The sequence below is a fragment of the Rheinheimera texasensis genome, assembly GCF_964031785.1.
In the GTDB taxonomy this organism is placed as follows: domain Bacteria; phylum Pseudomonadota; class Gammaproteobacteria; order Enterobacterales; family Alteromonadaceae; genus Pararheinheimera; species Pararheinheimera texasensis_A.
The window spans coordinates 346414-363731 of record NZ_CAXIRE010000022.1 but is presented as its reverse complement, the minus strand read 5'-3'; the positions used below and the strand labels follow the sequence as shown (position 1 = coordinate 363731).

General features: G+C 59.0%; 8 protein-coding genes. 2 read left to right on the top strand and 6 right to left on the bottom strand.

Translation table 11 applies throughout. The annotated features are described in order from the left end of the window. Positions 1 to 6: 6 nt before the first annotated feature. The gene (locus tag ABNT34_RS18300; protein WP_348734223.1) at positions 7 to 663 is read left to right on the top strand and encodes a hypothetical protein; all 657 of its coding nucleotides are present in this window, start codon (positions 7 to 9) and stop codon (positions 661 to 663) included. Next, a complete protein-coding gene (locus ABNT34_RS18295; protein WP_348734221.1) occupies positions 663 to 1475 on the top strand; it encodes an alpha/beta fold hydrolase in 813 nt (270 codons plus the stop codon). Before ABNT34_RS18300 ends, ABNT34_RS18295 begins: the two co-directional genes overlap by 1 nt. On the opposite strand, the gene ABNT34_RS18290 is transcribed toward ABNT34_RS18295, so the two are convergent. The 6 genes from ABNT34_RS18290 to ABNT34_RS18265 form a co-directional block, all read right to left on the bottom strand. Continuing rightward, complete coding sequence (locus ABNT34_RS18290; RefSeq protein ID WP_348734219.1) at positions 1455 to 2465, bottom strand: hypothetical protein; 1011 nt, start codon at positions 2463 to 2465, stop codon at positions 1455 to 1457. The two genes, ABNT34_RS18295 and ABNT34_RS18290, sit on opposite strands and share 21 nt — an antisense overlap. A 96-nt stretch (positions 2466 to 2561) precedes the next feature. Then, a complete protein-coding gene (locus tag ABNT34_RS18285; protein WP_348734217.1) occupies positions 2562 to 3611 on the bottom strand; it encodes a hypothetical protein in 1050 nt (349 codons plus the stop codon). A 226-nt stretch (positions 3612 to 3837) separates the two neighbouring features. Further along, positions 3838 to 5841, bottom strand: a complete 2004-nt coding sequence (locus tag ABNT34_RS18280) for a thiamine pyrophosphate-dependent enzyme (protein ID WP_348734215.1) — start codon at positions 5839 to 5841, stop codon at positions 3838 to 3840. A 43-nt stretch (positions 5842 to 5884) separates the two neighbouring features. After that, positions 5885 to 6520: a 2-oxoacid:acceptor oxidoreductase family protein gene (locus tag ABNT34_RS18275; protein WP_348734213.1), complete on the bottom strand. Its 636-nt coding sequence runs from the start codon at positions 6518 to 6520 to the stop codon at positions 5885 to 5887. A gap of 29 nt (positions 6521 to 6549) precedes the next feature. After that, positions 6550 to 11529, bottom strand: coding sequence for an aminotransferase class III-fold pyridoxal phosphate-dependent enzyme (locus tag ABNT34_RS18270; protein ID WP_348734211.1), 4980 nt, complete (start codon positions 11527 to 11529; stop codon positions 6550 to 6552). 12 nt (positions 11530 to 11541) lie between these two features. Next, positions 11542 to 17307: a type I polyketide synthase gene (locus ABNT34_RS18265; protein WP_348734209.1), complete on the bottom strand. Its 5766-nt coding sequence runs from the start codon at positions 17305 to 17307 to the stop codon at positions 11542 to 11544. Between the last annotated feature and the right edge of the window lie 11 nt (positions 17308 to 17318).

Here is a 17318-nt window from a genome sequence, read left to right as displayed (position 1 = left end):
TAAAATATGCGTAAAGTCATGACGTTATCTACTATCGCCGTGCTGACACTCGCAGGCTGTAAAGTCAGTAAAGTGCGCGACATTATCAAAGATTACGACTACAAAAATACTTATCAGCTGATTAATGCCAGCAGCGAGCCGGTCGACATCCACATCGGCGCCCATGACTATACCGGCAAAGCGCCGAATATCAGTGACAGCAAATACCGCGCCGGCAGCCTCGAAGCCGGTCAGGACGCCAGCAGTGCCAAAGTCCGGCGCGACAATATCGATTACCGTGTGTCAGTGCAGAGTTTTCAGCGACTGGATAAAAGCGGCAGCAATCATCTGGTTTATGACGTGAAAAATGACGATGACCAGACAGTCGTGGCCTGGCAGGACAATAAAGCGCCGCGTATCAGCGCCTTTAAAAAACACAGCAGTGACCAGAGTGGTGTGTACCGGGTGCGGTTTTTTGCCACCGCCAGCGGCATTGAAGTCAAAGCCGGCGGCACTGTGCAATTGCTGGAAAAAGGTCAGCCGAGTAACTGGTTCAGCCTGCAAAACTGCAAAGGCGAATTCAGCATTAACGGCAAAGCGCTGGATCTGTGTCAGGCCACTGCCGGTCAGTCGTTTCTGGCGGTGATCGACGCCAGCAAAGTACTGAGCCTGAGCCGCAGCTGATGCAGGCGCCGCAGACACACAGCTGCTGGTTCAGCCCGCAGCATCCGACTGCCGCGGTCCGCCAGCCAGCCCTGCTGTTGGCGGTACCTTTTGCCGGCGGCAACGAACATGTATACCGGCCTTGGTTGCCGCTGTTACCCAGCTGGCTGGAAATGCAGACGGTGCAGCTGCCGGGCCGTGGCCGGCGGTTTCATCAGCGTAATGACTTATCGATTGTACAAATGGCGACGGCTATTGCGGCCGATTTACCGGCACTCATCACCGACCGGCCCTGGGTGCTGTACGGCCACAGCATGGGGGCGCGTATCGCCTTTGAAATTCTGCATCTGCTGCCGGTCGCCCTGCAACCGGCGGCTGTGGTGCTGAGCGGCGCCCGCGCACCGTTTTTACCGCCCACCACTCGGGATGTCGCCAACAAGGATCGCGCGGCGTTTATTCAATTGCTGCGTGAGATGAATGGCACACCGGCCGAGATCCTGCAAAACGATGAATTACTGGATCTGTTTCTGCCGATGCTGCAACGTGATTTTGCCCACGTCGAACAGTACCGCAGTCTGCCGGACCGGCCGCCGCTCGCAGGCCCACCGTGCTGGATTTTTGGCGGTGATCAGGACCCTGATATCAGCGCGGCCGACTTGCAAGCCTGGCAGCAGTGTTTTGCCAATCCAACCGCTGTACAGCTTTGCCGGGGCGACCATTTTTTTATTTTTGAGCATGCGCCAGCATTATTAAAACCATTGGTGCAGACGCTGCAAGCCGCGCTGAAAATCCTGCCGACAACTGCGTTGCCTTTAACGGCCAAGTTGTTGTAACAGCTCTACCCGCTGCAGCGCCTGCGCGTCCGGCTGATAGGGCGTGCGGTTTAATGCCCGCGGGTCAAAATCGCCTAAAGCCACCGGCGCGTTCAAAGGCCGACCGTAGCCGGTTGCCGCGCCTGGCATTGGTGGCGCCAGTTCCAGCTGCAGCCGGCTCAGTTCGGCGTCAAAAGGTTCGGCCGGTAATACCGAGTGATGGGCCCGCAGTTCAATAGTGGCAGTACCAGCTTCCAGCATAAATTCGCCCTGTAAAATGGCCTGCGGCTTCGCTGCGTTCTGGTGCTGGTCCTGGCGCAAGCCTAATACTGCCTGCACCCGGTATAAACCACGTTGTTGCACTTCGAGCTGTAGCGGCAGCACTAAATCACTGTCATCGGCACGAAGCGCCAACGTTTGCCCCAGCCACGCCACTGGCTGATGGTATTGCAGCAGCGCCAACGCGCCGTGCCCCGGTTCGCTGTCGACAACAAGCTCGAGTTCGGCAGGAAAATCAGTTTGCCCTGGTATCGACAGCCGGAACAGTCCATCGGCGTCAGCAGCCAGCTCACCGCTGCTCAGCAGCTCTGCTGTAGCAGTACTGCGCAGCCGGTAGCGCACCAGCGCCGGCTGCTCACCGTTGATTTGCACAGTGGCGGTCACAGGTTCAGGGTAGCTGAAGCGAAATTGGCCGGGTTGCAGTGACCAGACAATGCCATCATCCAGCGGCACTGTCACCGCAGCCACAGACGGCGCTTCAGTTTGTGCCAGATTCATCGCGGTGACGGGTTGCGAATAAGGCGGGCTCAGCAGCTGTTCACTGAATTGCTGCAGTGGCGCTGCCGCAGCAGGCGGTGGTAGCTGGGTCTTTGACGCACTGGCGGCTGGTGTTGGCACAGGCGGATTCACCACAAGGCCTGACGCCGGCTGGCTGACGCCAGGCTTCAGACTGTTCAGCACGGCCCATAACAGGCCCACACTGGCCAATAACAAAAAAATTTTCAGTTTCATCCTGACTCCCTGGCTGAATTAAATACCGGCAGCGGCAACAGGCAGCAACCGCGGTTGCTGCCTTGATTGCATCAGACGGTAATGTTTTAAACCGCGTTAAAACGCTTTACGCTGCACCAGCGCCGATACTGGCGTGCTGGCAGAATCCACCACATAACGGTAAGTGCCGCTAAATGGCCATTTGGCTTTTTCGTCTTTGCTGGCAATGCTGAGCTGGCCGGCACCAAAACTGACACTGTTGCTGGCTGTGGTGTATTTTCCGGCGGTTTTATTACCAACCAGCGCCGAATGGGAATAACCAAGCGCCATCAGCAGCGGCACGTGGTTCGGTAAAAAGCTGGTCACCGCATCGGCAGTCGCGCCAACTTTACCGTCCAGATCAACCCGATTGCTGCAACTGACAAAAGCACCGGCTTTGGCCGCACCACAAGACGAATGGCTCGCCACCACACCGTCATCCTGGCCCGGCAGGAAGCTGTCCGTCACCCAGTAAAAATCTGTACCACCGCCAACAAAACGGATGCGCGGCACGCGGTTTTGCGGCGCACTGACCAAGGCGCGGGCGGTATTGACCGACAAGTCGTTTAATACCCCGACATTAGCCCGGGTTGGCTCAAAACCCAGCCAGGCCTGCACGGCTTTTTTCGCCAGAGTGCCGGCTTTGCCGTCGGCGACATTTAACGCCACATCCGCCAGCTCAGAACCACCACCGGCGCCGGCGAAGTCAAAAGTGGCGATGATATTTAATGGCTGTAAACCAGCATTGCGTAACCAGTTGGCCTGATTTTCCAGCAGGTAACGCGCCACCAGATCGCCGGTCGAATGCGTCACCAGCACACAGCCGCTCTGGCACAGATTATCGCGCGACATTTGCTGCAACTTTGGCCACAGATAGTCGGTGGCGATTTTGCCTTCGATGCGTTCATGCGATGGCCAGTCAATCCGGGCGCTGGCGTGCTGTAACCAAAATTCCTGCCAGTATTTTTCGCCATTGGCTGTCACAGCCGCGGCATCCGGCCGGCTTTGTAATTGCGACGGCTGGAAGCCATGCAGCAGCACATATTTATAATCCGCCGCCTGCGCGGTGCTTAACAGTGTCATTCCCAGAGTGGCCGTCAAAGCCAGCGTCAGCAGGTGTTTTTTCATCTTCATGGTCCTTCGTTGAATTGATCTGTGGGCCAGGCCCAGCCTGTCCGGTGACAGGCGCCCTCAAGATAAAAAACCGCCACTGAAACACAATGACAACGCCGCGAAAAAACCTGCTAATTTTTTGATATTTTCCCTGATTTTCACTGCATTTAACCTGTTTTTCATCACAAATAACCAGTCGTCAGCGCTAATTGCAGTTCAGTCGCCACTACGGCAACTGAGCTTATTCAGCCGGATAAAACTGCACCGGCTCTGTGGCGGTGCTGGCAGCTGCCGTTTTTGCCGCCCGGCGCTGTAACAGCCGCTGCAGTTTCACTTCCAGCCAATGCAAACCGGGCGCCAACCAGGTTTGTTGGTTCAGCTGGCGAATAATGCGCGCCCAGGGCAAGCGTCCGGCCACTTTGGCCAGCGGCCGCGCCAACGGACCGGACTTTGGCACCAGCAGGCTGACGGACAACGGCACTATCGCCTGCTCCGGACACAGCTGACTACAGAGGCCACAGCCAATACAGCTGCTGCTGATCTCAATCTGCGCCTGTTGCTGTTCCAGCGCAGTGACGGCAAAGTTCTGACAGTTGGTCTCACGCACACAATCGCCGCAACTGGTACAGACCGACTCCAGAATGGTGTAGCGAAACGGCGTGTCTTCTTTGATATTCAGCTCCTGCACACAGCTGCCTTTGAGCACCAGCACCGACAACGCCGGCCGCGCCAGTTCCTGGTCGAGCCAGCGTTCAATAGCTTTGGGCTCCAGCGACGGCAGCACCTGACAGTGCTCGACACCAAGACTGCGCAGTAAATCCAGCCACTTGGGCGCGGTCAGTGACAAACTGGTGTATTGCATACCGGTCATCGCCGAGCCACTGTTATCCAGAATGATCACTGTGCCGGGGCATTGCTGGCGCGCCAGCGCCATCATGCCGGTCATGCCGGAATGGAAAAAAGTTGAATCACCAAGCACCGCCACACATTCAGTGGCGGCCTGCGGCCCGAGCCCATCCAGATACCCCTGCAACATGCCGAGACTGGCGCCCATACATAAATTGGTGTGCAGGGCGCTAAACGGCTCGAGTGAACCGAGTGTCGAGCAGCCGATGTCGCCCACCACGTAAAGCTTGCGGTCGCGTAAAATCTGAAAAATGCCGGTATGCGGACAGCCACCACAAAAGCCGGGTAAACGCGGCGGCAGATTATCCAGCCAGCGGATGTCGATAGTGCCGGGCGCGGTGGCGCGGATATAAGGTTCGAGCTCCGGTGCTTGTGGGCTTCTGAGCATCTGCAGACTGAATTCACCAACGCCGTCATAATCCGGTTTGTCCAGCGTCTGAATGCCCAGACTACGCACTTGCTGGTCGAGGTAACCGGAGGATTCTTCCGCCACCAGCACCCGCTCACACAGCGCAGCAAAAGCATGGATCTGCGCGGCCGGCAACGGATACACCAGCTGCAGCCGCAGCAGCGGCAGGTCCTGCCCAAGCAGCTCCTGCACCACGCCGGACGGAAAACCGCTGCTGATGATGCCAAGCGGATAACGGTTTTGCAGTTTGTCCGGCAAAGTGCGGACACAGAGGTTGTCGGCTGTGCTACTTTGCGCCAGCGCCTGTAAGTTATGATTGCGCCGCTCATGGCAACCGGGCACAAATGCCGGTAATAACAGATATTTCTGAATCGGCGTGGCAAAAGCGCCGGGCTTGCTGTTGGGCTGACGTTCAAGCCGGTCCAGCTTGTCTTTGCTGTAGCAAAGTCTGGAAGTCAGCCGCAGCACCACAGGTAAATCAAATTGCTCAGACAGTGCAAATGCCAGCGCGGTCAGAGCTTTGGCTTCCTGCACTGTCGCAGGTTCCAGCACCGGCACGCCGGCGGCCAGACAAAGCTGGCGGGTGTCCTGCTCGTTTTGCGAGTTGCGGGCACCGGGGTCGTCACCGACCACCACCACCAACCCACCGACCACACCGGTGTAGGCCAGATTAAAAAACGGATCGGCCGCCACATTGAGCCCGACATGTTTCATCACGACCAGCGTCCGGGCGCCACTGTGGCTGGCGCCGGCGGCCATTTCCATCGCGACTTTTTCATTGGTCGCCCAGCTGGTTTTCACCTCTGGCAAGCGTTGCATCGCTTCAACAATCTCTGTGACCGGGCTGCCCGGATAGGAATACAGCGCTTGCACGCCCGCTTCCCAGGCACCAAATGCCACGGCCTCACAGCCTGAGTGATAATTCAGCATTTTTTTGTCCTTGTGTACTCAACACCTGCGCCCATAGCTGCCATCAGGCCCGTTTCAGTTCGTGCTCAGGCGCTGCCGGTAAATCCTGTTGCTCCAGCCAGTCAAAACCGGCCGCCAAAGCGCGCTGATTCGATGCCAGATAAGCCGGCGCCACGGTTTCGCTGAGTAACTGCAGGGCAAAACTATGCGAAAAGCCGTAACTGGCGCAAAACACACCAAACATCACCGCCGAACTGAATTTGTCGGTCAGTTGCTCCCGGCTCAGCAGCTGGCGCATCGGGATCACCAGCACACTGCAGTGCGCGGTAAACGCCTGCACAATCTGCTGAAAATCCGGGTACTGCCGCTGGCGCTCCAGACTACGGCCGGTCGGAAACTGCAAATCAGACAACAAGGTCACAGTGCCGCGCTGGCAAAACGGCAGTTTGCGCAGCGCCTCCAGAGGTTCCAGCCCCAGCAGATAATCCGTATGCTGCGAATACAGACAAGAGGTTTCAATCTCCCGGCCAGCACGCACCACAGCACTGACACTGCCGGTGCGCTGGGCGATGCCCCGCTCTTCTGAGGTGATCACCCGCGGATGGCGCTGATACAGCGCCATGCCGGTCAGCCGGGTCAACAGGATATTGCCAAGACCACCGACCCCGGTGATCAGCACATTGGTATAGGACTTTCGCATACAAAACTCCCTTTAATCAGATGGTTAATTCATATCACCGGAATAGCCGCAACAGCAGGCCCGGATGTGACGCGCTGGCGGTAAAAAGCGAAGCCACCCTGACGCAGCTGCAACACGGCCTCGCGACAGGCTGTTAATAAGGCGGCGATATCCGCCCGGCTGTGCGCGACGGACAAGAAGCAAGTGCGGCGCTCCCAGACATAAACGCCTTCTTTGAGCAGCAGACTGAAAAACAACTGCTGTTGCAGCGCCTGCAGATGGAAGTCGACCCCACCGCAAGGCTCAAAGCGGAACAAAGAACCAAAATGGCTCAGTTGCAGCGGCACATTGTCGGCACTGAAATATTGGTTCAGCGCCTGTACCAGCTCGCTGGTCAGCGTATTGACCTGCTGCTGTAACTGACCGCCGCTGTCGCGCAGGCGCAGTAACACGGCATGGGCCGCCGCCATCGTCAGCGGGTGTTTGCAGAAAGTGCCGGCAAACACCGTGGTTTTTTGCAGCGGTGCTGAATCGTCGCCATACTGCCAGCTGCCGCCGTCGATGCAGCCCATGTACTGCGCTTTACCTGCGACCACGCCAAGCGGCATGCCCCCGCCGAGTACTTTGCCGTAAGTGACCAGGTCAGCCTGCACGTCAAAATGCTGCTGTGCGCCTTGTGGCCCGGTGCGAAAGCCGGTGATGATTTCGTCGATAATCAGTAGTGAGCCCTGCTGCGCGGTCAGGCTGCGCAACTGCTGCAAAAATGCCTTGGGCTGCAACCCTGGTTTGCGGCTTTGCACCGGCTCCACCAACACTGCGGCGATTTCGCTGCCGTGCGCCGCGATAGTCGCCAACGCCTCATCAGTGCCGTAACGCAGCACCAAAACATCCTCGACCATACCGGCCGGAATACCCGGTGCGCTTGGCACAGTGCCGAATTCGCCGCTGTCGGCCAGCACACCGTCATAAGTGCCGTGATAAGAATCTTTAAAAATCACCAGTTTTGGCCGCTGCGTGACAGTGCGGGCGATACGGATAGCCACAGTGACGGCCTCGGAGCCGGTATTACAAAAAGCCACGCGCTCGACGCCAGTCAGCTCGCTGATGAGGGTCGCCACTTCGCCGGCCAAGGCATTCTGTGGTCCTAAATCCAGCCCCAGCGCCAGTTGCGCAGCGATAGCGTCACGGACAAAAGCCGGATTGTGGCCAAAAAAGCCGACGCCATAACTGCCGGAAATATCCAGATAATCATTGCCATCGATATCACTAAAACGCGCACCGGCAGATGTGGCTGACACCAGCGGATAAACCATTTCTTTTAACGTCAGGCTGAAATTCAGACTGGCGATCCAGTCGGCCAGCACCGGCCGGTATTGGCCGGCATAGGCTTTGGATTTGGCGGTGCGCTGCACATGGCTGTCGATGAGCGCACGGACAAAAGCCAGCTGCTGCGGATTTAGGCCTTCACGGTTAAAACTCATGCCCCGCGCCTGATTGCCAGCGGCTGCCGCGGGGGCTGCTGTGACCACCGGCTGTGGCTTCACTGCAGCGGGTACTGCAGACGCTGCGGTGATGATTGGTGCTGTGCTGGCGACCGGCGCAGTGCTGGCAGCCGGCGTCTGCAGCAGGCCATCACCCTGTGTCAGCAATTGCAGCTGCTGCGCCATCAGCTGGTTCATCTGGTCCATTTGCGCCAGTTGCAGCTGTAACAGTTGCGCCAGCGCCGGCTCAGGCTCGGCCGCAAATGCCAGCTGTGGCGATGCCGCAGCTGGTGTGGTGGCAGAGGGTGTGGTGGCAGAGGGTGTGACAGCAGAGGACGCAGTAACAGCAGCTGCAAAAACCGGCGGCGTGGCAACAGCCGGCGCGACCTGACTGACTGCAACCGGCTGCGTTTGAGTTTGTGCTTGCGGTTGCAACTGCGCCAACATCTGCTGCGGATAGTCGCTCAGTAAAAAGCTGGCCAACGCCGCAACAGAACTGTGCGTCTGGAACAACTGTTCTACCGGTAGCTCCAGCTGATAACGCTGCTGCAGTCGTTGTTGCAGCTGCACCACCATCAGGCTGTCCAGCCCCAGTTCAAACCAATGCGCGCCCGGCGCTATCTCACTGACCGCAAGGCCGGAGATCTGACTAATCATCTGCTGCAATTGCGTCTGCAACAGCTGATTGTGGTTTGTGGACGTAGCAGATGCGGTCATGGCGGCTGCGCCGGCGGATTCGGAAAATGGCATCACAGACTCCTGTGCCGGCCGAACAGGCGCGGTGTGGTCATTAAGGGGGATCCAATATTGGCTATGGTCAAACGGATAGGGCGGTAAAGGCCGGCGGAGCAAGGCGCCGTCCGGTAGCTGAAACAGTGCCTGCCAGCGAATGGGCAGCCCGGCTTGCCATAAGGCGCCGACGGCGCTGAGCCAGGCCCGGTCGGCCGGCCAGGTTTTGCGTAAGCTGCACAGCACCAGCTGATCAGGATAATCAGTGCCAAGCGGCGCACTTAACGTGGCGTGCCCGCCGAGTTCCAGCAAAATGCCGCACTGCGCCGCCGCAACCGCCACGGCCTGACGAAACTGCACTGGCGCGGTGATTTGTGCAGCCCAATAAGCGGGTGTCAGATCTGCGGCCTGCAGCAACTCGCCGGTCACATCAGAAATACAGGACAAGCGCCCTGGCGCTGGCTGGATATGGGCAATAGCCGCGGCAAATTCTGCCGTGACGCCGGTAAATGCCGGACTATGGAAAGCCTGCGTCACATCGAGCAATTTAGCCCGGACCTGCTGCGCTTCAGCCCACTGCTGCGCCAACGCAATCGCCGTGCTGTCACCACTGAGGGTGATGCTGCTGCTGGCATTATCAGCGGCCAGCACTAACATCGCGTCCGGAGCCTCTGCACCAACAAAGGCCTGGCAGTCACGCCAGCGCGTTGCCGGCATTTGCAACGCCAGCATCTGGCCTTCACCACAGCGCTGCATCAGCTTGCCGCGCAAACACGCCAGCTCCAGCGCCTGCTCCAGCGTGTAAAATCCAGCCACTGCTGCAGCAGAAATGCCACCAATGCTATGCCCGACCAGCTGCGTGGGCATCAGACCAAGGCTTTGCCATAACGCGGCCAGTGCCCATTGCAGCGCCACAATGGCTGGTTGGGTGTATTGGGTTTGCGCCAGCATCTGCTGCGCTTCTTGCGCCTGCCCTTCCGCCGGGTATAGCAGTGCCAGCAGCGACCAGCCCTGCTGCTGCGTCAGATAAACTTCTGCCTGGTCCAGCGCCGCGCAAAACAGCGGATACTGCTGATATAAAGCCAACCCCATCTGCAACGACTGGCTGCCCTGCCCGCTAAAACACCAGGCCATCTGCAGATTATTGCGTTTTGCCGGCAGCTGTGGTGTTTGCTGCCATTGCCGGCACTGCTCCGCCAGACTGGCGCTGCTGTCGGCCAGCAGTGGTAACCGCAGCGGTAGCCCAGCCCGGCTCTGCCAGGCGCTGGCACACCAGGCGCTTAAATCGGCTTCCGCCGTCAGCCGTTTGCTGTACGCAACACAGAGTTGCTGCAACGCCGCCGGGCTTTTTGCCGTCACCGGCAACAGCTGCCAGCCCGGCGCTCCTGCCGCTGGCGCCGGGACGTCGGCGCTGTCGTCCGATGGAGCCAAGACAGGCGCGCGTAACAATACATGGGCGTTGCTGCCACTAAAGCCAAAAGCACTGATGCCGCAGGTCAGGCGACCACTGCGCGGTGTCACCGGCTCCAGCGCGGTTTGCATCCGCAGTGGCAGCTGCTCCAGCTGGATCAGAGGGTTAGCGCGCTGAAAATGCAGGCTGGCCGGCAGTTGCTGGGCGCGGATCGACAACACCAGCTTAATCAGGCCGGCGATGCCGGCAGCCGCTTCCAGATGGCCAATTTGCGATTTCACACTGCCAATGCGCACCGGCTGGTCGACACTGGCAAACACTTCGGCCAGCGCCTGCGCTTCAATCGGATCGCCAAGCGGCGTGCCGGTGCCATGCAATTCGACATAATCCACTTCAGCCGGCTGCACGCCGGCCGCCTGCAGCGCCTGGCGAATGACCTGCTGCTGCGCCAGCCCATTCGGCGCCGTCAGGCCGTTACTGCGGCCATCCTGATTCACCGCACTGCCACAGACCAGCGCCAGAATGTCATCCGACGCTTTGCGCGCGTCGGCTTCACGTTTTAACACCAGCACACCACAACCTTCACCACGGCCATAACCATCAGCGCGCGCATCAAAGGTTTTACAACGCCCATCCGGTGCGAGTGCATCCAGCTGCGAAAACGCGACAAAAGGCTCCGGCGTCAACATCAGGTTGACCCCGGCCACCAATGCCAGATCACATTCACCGGCGCGCAGGCTCTGCACCGCCTGATGCAACGCTACCAGCGATGATGAGCAGGCCGTGTCCACGGCAAAACAAGGGCCATGCCAGTCATAAAAATAACTGAGCCGGCCTGAAGCGGTGCTGGCATGCACACCGGTCAGGGCATAAGCGCTGATTTTGTCGGCATCGAGTGAGCCCATATGGGCTTTAAAATAATCGTTACTGCTGAGGCCAACAAAAACACCGGTCTTGCTGCCACGTAACTGCTGTGGATCCAGCCCGGCGTGTTGCAGCGCCTGCCAGCTGACTTCAAGCAAATGGCGCTGCTGCGGGTCCAGTGCTTTGGCTTCGACCGGCGTGATGTCAAAAAAACGCGCATCAAATCCGGCCACATCGTCGATAAAACTGGCGTGACGCACATAACTGCGACCGGTCTTTTTCGGCTGGCGCTGCGGGTCAAACCACTGCTCAGCAGCGAAACGGCTGGCCGGCACCGGTCCGACCGCATCGATGCCGTCGGCCAGCAGCTGCCAGTAAGCGTCCGCGTCATTGGCGCCGCCCGGAAAACGACAGCCGACACCAATCACCGCGATTGGCGATTGCTGCTGCGCCTGACTGGCTTTGAGGTCAGCGTCCAGCTTCTGGATTTGACCGGCGGCGCGGCGCAGCGCTTCTTTGTATTTCTGTTCTGTTGATGTATCCATCATGTGCTCCGCTTAATCCAGCAAGGCGGCGATATCCGCCAGCACGTCGGCACTGCTGTCCGCTGCCTTTTGCTGCGGCAGTAAGTCAGGCAAAGCCTGCTGCAATAAATAGTCAGCGGCTTTACGCAAGCTTGGATAGTTAAAGAAAAACGACGCCGGCAATTTCACCTGATAAGCACTCGCCAACTGACTGCGCGCTTCGACCATCATCAGCGAGTCGGCGCCGAGGTCCATCAACGGCAGGTCCGGGTCCAGGTTTTGCTGCGGGTTGTAGCCCAGCACTTTGGCGGTGATAGCGGTCATTTGCGCTAACAGCAACGGCAGGCGCTGCGCCGGTTCAGCCTGTTGCAACAACGCCAGCCAGGCTGGCGCGGCCACGCCAGCAGCACCGCTTGCAGCGGCCGACGCTTGCTGTGGTAACAGAGCACTGAACAGGCCATAACGCTGCGCCGGTGCGGCGTAATCCTGATGCCGCGCCCAGTCCATCTCGACCACGGCTGGTGCTGCCACTTGCTGGGTCAGTAATTGCCACAACGCCGCCATCGCCTGCGCCGGGTTTAAGCCATGAATACCGCGGGCGGCCAGCCGGTCGCCGCGTTTGGCGTCATCACTGGCCATGCCGCCTTCGAGCCATGGCCCCCAGTTCACCGATGTCGCGGCGAGACCTTGTTGCCGGCGCAGCATTGCTAAAGCATTGAGGAACTGATTGGCGGCGACATAATTGCTTTGTCCCGGGCTGCCAAACAGCGCCGTGACGGAACTGAACAGCACAAAGCAATCCAGCGTGAGGTGTTGTGTGGCCTGATGCAAATGCCAGGCGCCGAGCGCTTTGCCGGCAAATACCGCCTGAAAACGTGCAGCGCTTTGGTCGGCGATGAGGCCATCATCGAGCAAGCCGGCACAGTGGAAGACACCGGCGAGATCCGGCAGTTCGGCGACCAGCGCCGTGACATCCGCCGCATCGGCCATGTCCAGTTGCTGATAACGCACACTGACAGCCTCGACAGCGTCGTCGGCCAGTTGCTGCAACCACTGCTGTGCTGCGGCGTCCGGCGCTTTGCGCCCGGTCAGCACCAGCTGACGCGCACCACGCTGGATTAGCGATTCGGCCACTTGCCGCCCCAATGCGCCGAGGCCACCGCTGATGAGATAAGTCCGATCTGGCTGCGGTGTATAAGCAGCCAGCGCCGGCAAACGTAAACGTTGCAGCCGGGCGACAGCCGCCTCGCCCTGTTGCAAACGCCACAGCGGTTCATGTTCAGTCGCTTGTGGTGCCGCCTGTAACAGCTGGCTCAAGGCGGCCAGCTGTTGCGTCTGACTGCTGTTCTCGGCTGTAGCATCGACCGCAGTGCTGACTTCAGTAGAGGTGAGTCCGGCGCTTATCACGCTGGCGCGCCACAAGTCGGCATGTTCCAGTGCAATGACTTGGGCAAGGCCAAGTAACGGCGATTGCGCCAACGCGACTTCAGCCTGCTGGTCCAGCAACAGCCAGAGTTGCAGCGGTTGGGCCGAGGCCGCGATTTGCTGCACCAGCGTCAGCAGTGTCTGGTAGTGCGTGTTGAGCTCTGCGGCAAATTCGGCCGACGCTGGCAGCAAATCGAGCGCGGCGGCATATACCAGCTGTGCCGGCGCCGCAGCACTGGCACCTGTGGCCAGACAATGCTGAAACAACGCCGGATAGTCGGCAGCCAACGTCAGGTCGAGCTGCAGATGATGCAGCCCCGGCATTGCCGCCTGCGCGACCTGCAGCTCACTGACAGTCGGCCAGATCATGCTGATCTGATGGCCGGCAGCGCGCAGCGCTTCGGCCAGCCGGGTGGCGACGCCGTTCCGATCTGCCAGCAGTAGATAATGTTGGGCCTGGGTTTGTGCTTGGGTTTGTGCTTGGGTTTGTGCTGGGGTTTGCGGTTGCGGCAATGCAACCGGCAGCCAGTCCTGCTGATACAACAACGGCGCGGTATTGACCTGCAGATTACGCAATAACACCGATTCGGCGCTGCGTTTGGCGGTGATGCCCTCGATGGTCAGAAGCACAGTGCCGTCCAACGCACAGACAGTGATATCGCTGGTCATCACATCCGAGCCCTGCCGCACGTCGTGATCGCAGGTATAGGCCCAGACTTCGGCCGGGATAGTGCTGGCATAGAGGCAGACCCGCCCGACCGAAATTGGAATAAAAGCCCGGCGGTCCTGCTGTAACTGGTTAAAATCCAAAGCCGACACCGGCAATGACGTGTGGAACAACGAGTCGATTAAACCCGGATAAATCAGGTAAATGTCGCTGTCCGGTACATCAGCTTTTAAGGTTAAACGTGACAGGCCTTCGTTATGCCCTTTCCAGACCTGCTGAATGCGGCGGAAACCGTCGCCGAGTTTAAAGCCAAGCCCTTCAAAAAACTGATTAAAAGCGCCGACATCCACTTCATCGCGAAATTGCTGACGCAGTGCCGGTAAATCCAGTGGCGCCGGTTGCATCCTGCCCCCACTGTCTGCTCCGCTTGTTTGTACGCGACCACTGCAGTGGCGGGTAAATTCGCTACCGGCCTGCAACGCATCCCGGCTGACCAGTTCAAACTGATATTGGCCGCTCTGCTGCGCATCCGGCGTCAGGATCACCTGACCGGCGCGACGCTCGTGATCTCTGGCAATTAACGGGGCAAGGAAATCAATGTGTTCCAGCACCGCCACGTCCTGCGCCAGCACATCACGCGCCGCTGATAACAACAAGGACACATGGGCTGCCGCCGGTGAAATTGGCGTGTCATAAACGATATGCTCGGCCATAAAATACGGTGTATTGGCGCTGTATTCGCGACCATAAACAATCTGACCACCGAGCGCCGGCGTTTCCAGGCGCTGACCGAGCAGCGCATGTTGATTGCTAAGACCTAGCGGGCTGCCGGTTGCCACGCCTGATGGCGCCTGGCCGTTTTTTACAAGCCCAGGTTGTACAAACCCATTTTCGGCAAGCCCGGGCTGCAACAGGTCATAGCGTAGCGGCAGCCAATGCGATTCACGCTGGAACGGATAAGTCGGAATGGCAATACGTCGCGCCTGTTGTTGCTGATAAAACGCTGCTACACCCGGCACAGGCTGGCGCAACTGCAGCTGCCCTAAGGCCAGCAGATAGGTATGCAGACCCGGCTGGTCACGTTTCTGACTGGCGAGCAGTGCCGGTGCTTGCCCGGATGTCGCAGGCTGAGCTTGCAACAGCCGGCGCGCCAATCCAGTCAGCGTATCCGTGGTGCCGACTTCCAGCAGCACTTGCACCTGCTGCTGTTGCAGGTATTGCAGTACCGGCAGGAACAACACAGCTTCGCGCACATGGGCAACCCAATAATCCGGCCGGGTCAGCGCTTTGCGCTCCGGCTGGCCGGTCAGCGCGCTGACAAAGCTGATTGTCGGTTCATGGTATTGCACAGTCGCCGCCACAGCAGCAAAGTCTGCCAGCACCGGCTCCATCAACGGTGAATGGAAGCCATGCGACACCACTAAAGGCCGGGTTTCCAGCTCCTGCGCCTGGCAATCGGCGATAAACCGCGCCATCGCATCGAGCGCACCGGACACCACAGTCACATCCGTCGCATTGACTGCCGCCACTGACAACTGGCCCCGGTAACCCAGCAATAAACTATCCACCGCCGGCCGCGCAGCAAAGACCGCAGTCATGCCGCCCTGACCCGGCGCCTGTTGCATCAGCCGGCCGCGTGCCGCCACCAGCCGCACGGCATCAGCCAGGCTGAACACACCAGCCACCACGGCCGCGGCATATTCACCGATACTGTGGCCGGCGACATATTGCGGCGCCACGCCATCAGCCAGCCATTGCTGCGCCAACGCATATTGCACGGCAAAAATCGCCGGCTGGGCGTAAGCGGTGTCGTTAATCAGCTCCGAAGGTTCATCCGGCCATAACACCTGCTGCAGTGGCAAAGGCAGCTCATGCGCAAACAGCGCCAGCACTTCATCGAGCGCCCGGCGGAACACCGGTAATTGCTGATACAGCTGGCGGGCCATACCGACATATTGCGAACCCTGCCCGGTAAATAACAACGCCAGCGACTGCGCTTTATGCTCATGGCTGCTGCAACGGGCGCGGTCAGTGCCTTGCAGCTGACCATCGGCAATTTGCCGTAACGCGCTGACCGCACTGTCTTTATCGCTGACTACCAGCGCCAGACGTTCCTGAAATAAACTACGGCCACAGGCTGAGGTATACGCCAGGTCGGCCAGTTCCACGCTGTGCAGCTGCAGAAAATCGGCATAACGCTCGGCCTGTTGCTGCAGCGCACTGAGATTACGGCCGCTTAACAGCAATAACTGCGCACTGCTGCTGTGCAGCTGGCGCGACAACTCCGGCGCCTGTTCGACAATGACATGGCTGTTGGTCCCGCTAAAACCAAATGAACTCAGGCCTGCACGCCGCACACCGCCTTCCGCAGCAGCGCCGACCTGCCAGTCCTGCAACTGGTTAATCACCTGCACTGGCGCGCCCTGCCAGTGGATATGCGGATTAGGCGTGGCAAAGTTCAGACTGGCCGGCAACTGACGATGCGACAGCGACAGCAATAACTTAATCAAACCAGAAATCGCCGCCGCCGGTTCCAGATGGCCCAGATTGGTTTTCACTGAACCGAGTTTCAACGGCTGCGTCGCTGGCCGGCCCTGACCATAGACACTTTGCAGCGCTTCAACTTCAATCGGATCACCCAGCGGCGTCCCGGTGCCATGCGCTTCGACGTAATCGACATCAAGCGGCTGCAAGCCGGCATTGGCTAACGCCTGACGAATAACTTTTTGCTGCGCCAGACCGCTTGGCGCGGTGAAACCATTGCTGCGGCCATCCTGATTCACGGCAGTACCGCGCACCAGCGCCATGATTGGGTCGCCATCACGCACAGCGTCCGACAACCGTTTCACCACCACCAGCCCACAGCCTTCAGCGCGGACATAGCCACTGGCGTCGGCGTCAAAAGTCCGCACTATGCCATGCGGCGAAATCGCCTGCAGTTTGGTAAAAGCGATATGGGCCAACGGTGTCAGAATAAGGTTGACCCCACCGACCAGCGCTAAATCCGACTCGCCGCTGCGCAGGCTCTGACAGGCCAGATGTAACGCCACGTTGGATGAGGAACAGGCGGTATCGACGGTCACCGCCGGGCCTTCAAAACCAAAGGTGTAAGACAACCGCCCGGCCGCTGTGCTGTGGGTGGCGCCAGTCATGCTGTACGCGTCGATAGTGGCCGGATCGCCGGATTTTAAATGGGCGTGGGCATAGTCGTCGCTCGACATGCCGATAAACACGCTGGTCGCAGAGCCTTTGAGCTGCTGCGGGTCCAGTGCCGCCACTTCCATCGCTTCCCACGCCACTTCTAATAACAGCCGTTGTTGTGGGTCCAGCGCTTTGGCTTCTTTCGGTGAGATGGCAAAAAACTGGTGGTCAAACTGGTCCAGCGCCAGCTGCAGATAACCGCCGTGGGTGGTGTACATTTTACCGGGCGCTTGTTGTTCGGCCGCGTAATAATGCCCGGCGTCCCAACGCGCAGGGTCGACCGGCGTGATGGTATTGATGCCATCGGCCAGCACTTGCCAGAATTGTTGCAGGTCATTGGCGCCGCCCGGAAAACGGCAGCTGGCACCGATGATCGCCAGCGGTTCAGTGCGTTGTTGCTGCAATTGCTGCAACTGGTCCTGAGCTTTTTTATATTCCACAAAGAGTTTTTTCATCGCCTCAGCTGACGTATTTGTTTCAGGCCGGGTCTGGTTATGTTCGCTCATAGGTACTCCGT

Excerpts from the sequence above, each read along its gene's own strand:
- ABNT34_RS18300 (WP_348734223.1), top strand. The coding sequence starts at position 7 with ATGCGTAAAGTCATGACGTTATCTACTATCGCCGTGCTGACACTCGCA.
- ABNT34_RS18295 (WP_348734221.1), top strand. The coding sequence starts at position 663 with ATGCAGGCGCCGCAGACACACAGCTGCTGGTTCAGCCCGCAGCATCCG.
- ABNT34_RS18290 (WP_348734219.1), bottom strand. The coding sequence starts at position 2,465 with ATGAAACTGAAAATTTTTTTGTTATTGGCCAGTGTGGGCCTGTTATGG.
- ABNT34_RS18285 (WP_348734217.1), bottom strand. The coding sequence starts at position 3,611 with ATGAAAAAACACCTGCTGACGCTGGCTTTGACGGCCACTCTGGGAATG.
- ABNT34_RS18280 (WP_348734215.1), bottom strand. The coding sequence starts at position 5,841 with ATGCTGAATTATCACTCAGGCTGTGAGGCCGTGGCATTTGGTGCCTGG.
- ABNT34_RS18275 (WP_348734213.1), bottom strand. The coding sequence starts at position 6,520 with ATGCGAAAGTCCTATACCAATGTGCTGATCACCGGGGTCGGTGGTCTT.
- ABNT34_RS18270 (WP_348734211.1), bottom strand. The coding sequence starts at position 11,529 with ATGGATACATCAACAGAACAGAAATACAAAGAAGCGCTGCGCCGCGCC.
- ABNT34_RS18265 (WP_348734209.1), bottom strand. The coding sequence starts at position 17,307 with ATGAGCGAACATAACCAGACCCGGCCTGAAACAAATACGTCAGCTGAG.